Annotated in this window: 8 protein-coding genes; all 8 read left to right on the top strand. The window is 43.2% G+C overall.

The genetic code is table 11. The features are described from left to right. Window positions 1-156: 156 nt before the first annotated feature. The 8 genes from R8269_RS21440 (at window position 157) to R8269_RS21405 (ending at window position 8,443) form a co-directional block, all read left to right on the top strand. Window positions 157-624, top strand: a complete 468-nt coding sequence (locus R8269_RS21440) for a type II secretion system protein (RefSeq protein WP_005381181.1) — start codon at window positions 157-159, stop codon at window positions 622-624. A gap of 71 nt (window positions 625-695) precedes the next feature. Continuing rightward, window positions 696-929: a type II secretion system protein gene (locus R8269_RS21435; RefSeq protein ID WP_005381152.1), complete on the top strand. Its 234-nt coding sequence runs from the start codon at window positions 696-698 to the stop codon at window positions 927-929. Window positions 930-1,044: 115 nt separating this feature from the next. Continuing rightward, window positions 1,045-1,593 (top strand): type II secretion system protein, encoded by a 549-nt coding sequence (locus R8269_RS21430; protein WP_005381149.1) that lies wholly within the window; start codon window positions 1,045-1,047, stop codon window positions 1,591-1,593. Further along, window positions 1,590-2,174, top strand: coding sequence for a prepilin-type N-terminal cleavage/methylation domain-containing protein (locus R8269_RS21425; protein WP_005381148.1), 585 nt, complete (start codon window positions 1,590-1,592; stop codon window positions 2,172-2,174). Before R8269_RS21430 ends, R8269_RS21425 begins: the two co-directional genes overlap by 4 nt. Beyond that, window positions 2,174-2,902 (top strand): PilW family protein, encoded by a 729-nt coding sequence (locus tag R8269_RS21420; RefSeq protein WP_005381147.1) that lies wholly within the window; start codon window positions 2,174-2,176, stop codon window positions 2,900-2,902. The genes R8269_RS21425 and R8269_RS21420 overlap by 1 nt, the downstream gene beginning before the upstream one ends. Continuing rightward, window positions 2,892-3,323: a hypothetical protein gene (locus tag R8269_RS21415; RefSeq protein WP_005381146.1), complete on the top strand. Its 432-nt coding sequence runs from the start codon at window positions 2,892-2,894 to the stop codon at window positions 3,321-3,323. Before R8269_RS21420 ends, R8269_RS21415 begins: the two co-directional genes overlap by 11 nt. 4 nt (window positions 3,324-3,327) lie before the next feature. Further along, window positions 3,328-7,248, top strand: coding sequence for a DUF6701 domain-containing protein (locus R8269_RS21410; RefSeq protein ID WP_318222658.1), 3,921 nt, complete (start codon window positions 3,328-3,330; stop codon window positions 7,246-7,248). 151 nt (window positions 7,249-7,399) lie between these two features. Next, a complete protein-coding gene (locus R8269_RS21405; RefSeq protein ID WP_005381144.1) occupies window positions 7,400-8,443 on the top strand; it encodes a rod shape-determining protein in 1,044 nt (347 codons plus the stop codon). Window positions 8,444-8,462 lie beyond the last annotated feature (19 nt).

Raw genomic sequence — 8,462 nt, 5'->3', positions numbered from 1 at the left:
TCGTCATTCTGCTCAAGCGGTAGATACAGTATCCACTTCACGGTCAGTTTTAGTGAACGTTGCTGCCCCAAACCGTTTTGACAATATCCAAAATGGTCGCGTGACCTAAACAAAACTTTGCAGTTGTACTGCATGCTTACATAGAGAGAGTAAACAATGAAAAGACAAGGTGGTTTCACCCTTATCGAATTGGTAGTGGTAATTGTAATCCTAGGTATTCTAGCGGTCACTGCAGCACCACGTTTCCTTAACCTGCAAGATGATGCTCGTGATTCAGCTCTTGATGGTTTGAAAGGTGCTATGACTGGTGCTGCTGGCATTACTTACGGTAAAGCAGCAATTGAAGGTCAAGAGGCAACAGCTGACGGTGCAATCAGTATCGGTACTTCAACTTTAAACCTAGAGTTTGGTTACCCAGAAGCAACTTCGGCAGCGCTATCTCTAGTTGTTGATGGTCTATCGGAAGATTGGGTTGTTAAGAAAGTAGATACTAATGCTGACCCTAAATACATTTCATACGGTTTCGATAACTACGACACGAAATGTGTTAAATACACTCAAGCTAAAGACAAAGATACTCCAGCAACAGTCGCTGTTACTAAAACTGCGAATGAGTGTAAGTAATAAATATTACTCAAAAGGCCAGCTAGTCTGGCCTTTATCTCTTTATTTTGATTAATTTCGGAATAGTTCATATGCGTAAATCATCGGGTCTTAGTGCAATAGAGTTTGTCGTTGTGCTGATTATCTTAGGTATGATCGGTTATGTGGTATTACCAAGATTTATCAGCTTTGAACCAGAAACTTACGAAGCGAAGTGGGAGCAAACCAAGCAGACCGCTGAGCACGTTTCTGAGACGCTAAGCAACAAAGAAACTTACGATCGAATTGAAGAAGAGATTAGTCGTTCAAAAGGGCAAAATAACTAGATATTGGTTATTTGTTCGTCTGTTCACACTTCGAATCGAAAAATTATAAACCTATCATTAATCTCATAATTTCATCGTATACTTATCTCGCTTGTTCTAAGCCTAAGGTTGGGTTATGAAAATTCGCAGCTCTGCATTAGGGTTTACGTTAATGGAGTTAATCCTCGTGATTGTTCTCCTCTCTATCCTTTCACTTTTTGCAGCCAGCCGTTTTATGGGCTCTGGCAGTTTCTCTGCATATGCATTACAAGAACGCGTGATTTCTGTTATTCGCCAAGTGCAGGTGAATCGTATGCAGTCGAATATCAGCATCCCAAACAAGCCTTATCCTGAAAGATGTCTACCCAGTAGCTACAAAGCTGGAGAGGACTCTAGCTACACTAATTTTTGTTTGTCGATTACAAGCTCTTGCATCGGGTCTAGTGCTGCATGCGGCCTGGCTAGCAAGGAACAAGACACTCGTAGTGACATGGTTGTTGATAAATCCGCAAAGTTTTCACTGACCAATGCTGTAACTAATCCAATCGAGTTTGATTTATTGGGTAATCCAATAAACTCAGCGAGTGGTGGGGTTTCAATCCTGATTGAAGATAAGCATGGTCGAAGCCGCTGCCAAGTTGAAATTAATACTCAAGGCTATGTTTCTAAAGGTACATGCTCATGAAGAAATCTAGTGGCATGACTTTGATAGAAATGATCATCGCGATTGTTTTAATGGGCATTGCGATGGTGGCGTTTACTTCTTTTCTTGTCCCTCAAATTCGAGATTCCGCCATCCCTCATTATCAAACCCGCGCGGCCGCATTAGGCCAAGGTTTCATGTCTCAGATATTGGCGCGAGGCTTCGATGAAAACAGTGACTTTGATGGTGGTTTAGTCCGCTGTGGTGAGACTGTCCTTGGTGGTAAGGATTGTTCCACAAGTCTTGGGGCAGATAGCGATGAATCAAACCCAGCTAGTTTTAATGATGTCGATGACTATATCGGTTGCTGGTATACACAAGGTACAAAGGCCAGCTGTAACTCTACGCCGTTATACGAGCTGAGTAACGTTCTTGGCACGTCTATGGCAAATGATTACAAGAACTTTCGAGTTGAAGTGAAAGTGCAATATGCTGAATCAGATGGAACGGGTGTCAATAATCCTTCACTGGAAGATATCACGGCTTATAAACGAATCACTATGACTATTTACGCCGGACAAACACAGCCTTTAACACTGTCTGCGATAAGGGGAAACTACTAATGAAAAATCGTGGTTTCACTTTAATAGAAATGGTCATCACTATTGTGGTTGGTAGTTTTATCATGCTCGGAATTGCTGGTTATTTGCAGTTAGGAGCAAAGGGCTATGCCGACACTATCGATAGGCAGAAACTACAAACTCAGGCTCAGTTCGTTATTGAGAAAATATCTCGAGAAATTCGTCATGCGGTGCCGAATAGCTTTTTTATTGATGAGAGTGAAAAAAACTGCCTGATGTTTATGCCGATAGAGCATTCTGGTTTTTATGCGATTTCTGGAAATGATATACAGTTTGTGGTTGGCTTTTTTGGTGACAATGCTCCCGAGCTTGATAGTGGCTTGAAAATGGTGATTAACCCAACACGGCTAAGTGATTTAACCTCATCCACTCATAGTGTTGATGTTGGATCGCTTTCTCCAGATTCGGATAAAGCATATAAGATTATTGATGGCGCTAGTTTAGTAACCAGTCGCTCCGTTTCTAATCGACACTATCTCTATGATCCATCTAAGTCAGTGATATATTGCTTTGTAGGCCCACAGATACAGCGTAACGGCGAAATAATTGCCGACAATCTTATTTATGTTGATGATCAATCTCAGAGTTATTTCAAATATGACGATACATCGCTTCATCGAGGCGGGCTCGTGCATCTGAGGTTCGTGTTTGAACAGTCCGGTGAAAGTAGTGTGTACCAACAAGATGTGCAGGTGTTAAATGTTCCGTAATCGTCAACAAGGCAATGTACTAATCGTGACTCTGTTTGTCATCCTTGTGATGGGCTATTTAGCGGTATCTTTGATGAAGGTGAGTTGGTCGAACCAAAGCGGAGTAACACGGGAATTTTTGGGGACTAAAGCATGGTTTACCGCTCAGTCGAGTAATGACTGGCTGTTAACGCAGTTTTTCCCTGTTAATCGATCGGCGGCCGTAGTGAGTGTGTGTAACGGTATTAAAGATGGCTCGCGAGCACCGGACAGCGGTTTATTCGACAAGGGATGCCAAATTACTCAGTTGGATTGCCAAAATACTGGGGTATTAACCGATAATGGTAAGAGTGTTGGCCTTTATGTAATCAAAAGCGTGGCCATTTGTGGCTCAGGTTTATCACAAGTTCAACGACAGCAAGAAGTTTGGGTGAGGGAGTAAGATAATGAAAAAAATAATAATATCGTTACTTGCGGTAGCTCTTTTCCTTTTTTCGTCAATCAGTTTTGCTGCAGTAAATAACAACCCTCAGTTTGAATTTGGCACCATCCCTGCTGAAAATTGTAAGGTATTGAATAATGAGCGTGGTGTTACATGTGATATCGAGTTTCAGAACACCTACGATGAAGAGCCGCTTGTCTTTGTGATGTCGACGATTGATGCGTCAATGTCTAACTTCGCGGATAAGAGGACGGAGTATCCTTCAAATTTACGTATATGGTCAAAGTCCAAAACTCAGGCCACAGTAAAGCAGTTGTTTCCGCCACATAGCGCGGCATGTAAGCGATTGAAGCAAAACAATAACGGGAAGTGGCGATGCACGGACAACAATAATCAAGGTGAGAGGGTGACTTTCGTTGATGCTCCCATGGAAGACATAGACTACCTCGTTATCGAACCTGGTGTTATCAAGTTTGATGGGGATGCCATGATTGTTGCAGGTAAGGTAAGCTCCGACCTTACTTATTCGAATATTGGCGGTACAACCTACAAAAGTAAAAATGTGCTATTTAGGGACTTTGGTCTAAATACTTCTTTTGCGTCTGCCCCTGGCGTCTTAGTTCAATTACAAACTAAGAATAACTACATTAATGGGCAACCTTTGTGGCTGAGTTCAATTGCACTTAATCCTACAGTGCAAGGCTTCTCATTGATTTTAGATCGTTCAGAAGTTACGAAGAATGCTGTGCTAGCTAAATCTGAGGACGTAGCTTTTGTTGCTGGTCTCGGGCAAGGCTTTGTGAATGGTCGTAAGTTCTGGTTAGGGGATGGCTCTACACGAAATACGTTGGGAGCATTGGACGACAACGTCATTAAACCAATTACAGAGGGTTGCTTACAAGTGAGTAATTTTCCTGTTTCTGGCTTTAAGTCTGCACCTGTATTACTTGCGTCTAAAAGAACGCGTAATGGTAACAATGGTGGTTGGCTACGTCGCTGCTCAGTGACAAAAACAGGTGTAGCCCTTATCAATGAAGAAGATATGCAGAGAGACTCGGAGCGTGGTCACGTTGTCGAACCATTCTCATACTTCCTTTTCGATAAACCGCCAGTTGATGGAGTTTGTGAACTTTTCCCTTCGCCAGCTCAAACATGGTCTAGCAACACAAATGCTTTGTTACAGATGAGCAATAGAACCAAAATAACGGGAGCTCAACTCAGTAATGGCAAGCGGTATGTTGGTTTTTCTCCAAGCTCGATTGATATAAGAAATGAAGCAAGCTGTGATGGGCAAAGTTGTTTGGGTGATTCCGGGTTAATGGTTACAAAACAAGAGCTCGAGAGCTTTAGGAGTCCGGATGAACCGAGCTTGAATAATGTCACTGTTTGGGAGAGTGAGCGTGAATTTTCGAATAATGAAGTTATTGGAAATCTTTCAGTCGGCAAAGGCACTGTAACTTTTAAGACGGGTACTTACTGGGTTGCTAGCATAGACATTAATAATGGTGGTGTGATTTCGATACCTGCTGGGGAAAAAGTTACTATTCATATCAAAAAACTTTCGATGAGCGGTAAGAAGGAAGGCGGTAAGAAAAGTTGGTTTAAAGAAGAGAACACCGCGACTAAATCTGGAGAACTTGTCGTTCTTGTTCACGGTAGTCAAGATTCTAATGTTCTACTAAGTGAAGATAGTGAGTTTGTCGGTCTGCTATATAGCGAGTCAGATGTTAAAGTGGATAATAACAGTATCGTCCGTGGTGCGGTAACTGCGCGTCAAATCTATATGACAGAGGATGCGCAAATTATAGCGACCGACAACCACTGTTTTACGCCTTCTGACAACTATGAAGTAACGCTATCTCCAGCAACACAATATGCGCTGATGTGTGGGACAGAGCAACCTAGCTTTGAAATAGAAACCAAGAATGATGGCTATGCGGAAAGTACAGGGGTTACTGTGCAGGTTTATCCTGATGCCGATAAGTTCTCTGTAGAGCTCGCTGATAGTACAGGTACAGGTACTTACCCAAGCTTTACTACAAGCAATGTGTTTTCGAAACTCGGTAAGTTGAAGCTGCAGGTTACCGTTACAGATCAAAATGGTCTTGAGCTTAATGACGAATATACGTTAAAGGTTATGGTGGACAATGACCCATCAAAAACGCAGACATCTACCTTTAAATTTGTACCATTCAAGTTTGATGTAGATGACCAAACAGTCGTAGCTGGTAAAAATTATCAAATAGACACAAGAGTATTAGCTTGTAGCGATGGCCAGCAAACGGTAGTGAAAAGTTACATGGGCTCACCAAGTGTTCAACTGGAAATCGAAACACCAGCTGACGGGCGTAGTGACAAGAGCTTATTAACATATGAGCCTAAATTTATTGGCTCAGAGCAAGGTAAGACATCAGATACCTTTAAGCTAATGGATTCGGGCTTGTACACAATCAAACTCGAAGATGCGAATTTCACGTGTGACCCTCAGTACTCAGATGAGTGTCCAATAGCTCCGGATGAAGAGAAAGGTGAGCAAGAGTCAGTGACTCTCAATGGCTCATTCAGCGTTAAGTCTCGACCTTGGAAAATTGCCGCATGTAATATTGTGGCTAAAAATGGTGGAAAAACTAACCCTACGACACAAGCTACTGGCGATGGCTTTATTGCCTCTGCTGAAAGCTTTAATGTGACTTACAAACCAGTCGTTCATAGCGACTCACGTGGTAATGCTACCAATGTTTGTGAATACACTCTGACACAAAACTATTTCTCTGATTCAAATACGGCTGCGCCACTTGATGCTGAGTTTTCTGTCTTGTACCCATCGGGTGGTGATATCGCCAACTTAGATCCAAGTAAAGGTTCAAGTTTAGACTTTAGCTCTGAAGAAGCTAAATCGGGTAAAACAGTTGAATACGTTTGGGATGAAGTTGGCGCTTTAAACCTTAAAACTAAAGCAACGTATTTGGGAGAGAAATTAGATGAATATGACGTCACCGTTGGTCGTTTCTATCCTAAATACTTCCAAGTCATCGCCAGCGATTGGAATTACCCTGGTTCACAAAGTTTTGCTTATATGAATCAGCCTTTTGATGGGGTCGAGTTTAGCGTGGAGGCATTGAATGCTAACAAATCTGCGATTAAGAACTATGCAGACTTTGTTACAAAAGCGGAGTTCAACCTAGACGATATTGACCATTACTCTGATCGATTCGATGCGCCTGATTTTGGCGCAGGAGACTGGAGTAACGAATCTGATAAAAGTATCGGAGACTTCTCAGTCGGTAATAGTGGTCAGTGTATCGGCAGTGCTTGTTGGAACAAAGATCTTGGTGGTAGCTACCCTGATGGACCATTTAACTCTGTGACTGGTACTGCCAAATCAGAGATAGGTTTGATATATACCAACAATGCTGACCCTGTTGAGTACATTACTGACGGAGATTTCAACTCCCGCTTAGTTAGGCAACCCGACATCCGCTTTGGTCGTGTTGACCTAGATGATGTAGGTGGTAACCAAGGTTCGACATTGCATGTGCCACTTCGAGTTGAGTACTGGAATGGTAGCCGCTTTATCGCCAACCCTAATGACAATCAAACCGATGTGAAAGGTGTCACTGCCGCTGAAACGCATATTTGGCCAACAGGTGCTGGAGCCACTCCCAAAGCAGTCACGTTAGGAGCTGGTGGAGAAGTTGCTTCTGGTTCTTCTCGTTCTATTACTGCAACTCAAGCAGAACCATACCGTCAGCAAACACGCGTTTGGTTAGATCTTGATGACTCTGAAAATGGTTTACCATGGCTCAAATATGATTGGGACAATGATGGCTCCGAAGAAAACCCATCATCCGTCGTCACCTTTGGTATTCATCGTGGTAACGATCGCGTGATTTACCGTGGTGAGCCAGGGTTAACCGGACAGTAACAACTTAGGTTTTTGCCCTTAAGTTAGGAAACTGCAAGAAATTGAGGCTTTCTGCTCATGTTTGTGTACCAATACCTTGCTGTGACAGCGAGGCATTGGTACATTTAGAGCAATTTTTGTCTTCTATATTTTTGCAGGATGAGCGAAGAGTATGTTTAAGAAACTTCGTGGCATGTTTTCTAACGATCTATCTATCGATTTAGGTACAGCCAACACTCTAATTTACGTAAAAGGGCAAGGAATTGTCCTTGATGAACCTTCTGTAGTTGCTATTCGTCAAGATCGTGTAGGTTCTGCAAAAAGCGTTGCTGCAGTCGGTCACGCAGCAAAACAGATGCTTGGTCGTACACCTGGCAACATTTCCGCTATTCGCCCAATGAAAGACGGCGTAATCGCTGACTTCTACGTAACCGAAAAAATGCTTCAGCACTTTATCAAGCAAGTGCACGATAACAGCATCCTAAAGCCAAGCCCACGTGTTCTTGTTTGTGTTCCTTGTGGTTCTACCCAAGTTGAGCGTCGCGCAATTCGTGAATCAGCACTTGGTGCTGGTGCGCGTGAAGTTTACCTAATCGACGAGCCAATGGCGGCGGCAATTGGTGCTGGCCTTCGTGTATCTGAGCCGACAGGTTCAATGGTGGTCGATATCGGTGGTGGTACAACTGAAGTTGCCGTTATCTCTCTAAACGGTGTGGTTTACTCATCGTCTGTACGTATCGGTGGTGACCGCTTTGATGAAGCTGTGATCAACTACGTACGTCGTAACTACGGCAGCTTGATTGGTGAAGCAACGGCTGAAAAGATCAAACACGAAATCGGTTCTGCTTACCCTGGTGATGAAGTTCAAGAGATTGAAGTTCGCGGTCGTAACCTTGCAGAGGGTGTGCCACGCAGCTTTAGCTTGAACTCAAACGAGATCCTAGAAGCGCTTCAAGAGCCGCTATCTGGCATCGTATCAGCAGTCATGGTTGCACTAGAACAGTGTCCACCAGAGCTTGCTTCAGACATTTCTGAAAACGGTATGGTACTAACCGGTGGTGGTGCACTACTTAAAGACCTAGACCGTCTACTAATGGAAGAAACTGGTATTCCTGTGGTTATCGCGGAAGATCCACTAACGTGTGTTGCGCGTGGTGGCGGTAAAGCACTAGAAATGATCGACATGCACGGTGGCGATCTGTTCTCTGAAGAATAAAGGTTTAGGTGAAGCTCAT

The organism is Vibrio sp. Vb0667 (assembly GCF_033391095.1).
Note: the sequence above shows the minus strand (reverse complement) of the source record. Positions and strands in the feature narration are given on the sequence as shown.

Coding starts and splice junctions, on each gene's coding strand:
- R8269_RS21440 (WP_005381181.1), top strand. CDS start 157: ATGAAAAGACAAGGTGGTTTCACCCTTATCGAATTGGTAGTGGTAATT.
- R8269_RS21435 (WP_005381152.1), top strand. CDS start 696: ATGCGTAAATCATCGGGTCTTAGTGCAATAGAGTTTGTCGTTGTGCTG.
- R8269_RS21430 (WP_005381149.1), top strand. CDS start 1,045: ATGAAAATTCGCAGCTCTGCATTAGGGTTTACGTTAATGGAGTTAATC.
- R8269_RS21425 (WP_005381148.1), top strand. CDS start 1,590: ATGAAGAAATCTAGTGGCATGACTTTGATAGAAATGATCATCGCGATT.
- R8269_RS21420 (WP_005381147.1), top strand. CDS start 2,174: ATGAAAAATCGTGGTTTCACTTTAATAGAAATGGTCATCACTATTGTG.
- R8269_RS21415 (WP_005381146.1), top strand. CDS start 2,892: ATGTTCCGTAATCGTCAACAAGGCAATGTACTAATCGTGACTCTGTTT.
- R8269_RS21410 (WP_318222658.1), top strand. CDS start 3,328: ATGAAAAAAATAATAATATCGTTACTTGCGGTAGCTCTTTTCCTTTTT.
- R8269_RS21405 (WP_005381144.1), top strand. CDS start 7,400: ATGTTTAAGAAACTTCGTGGCATGTTTTCTAACGATCTATCTATCGAT.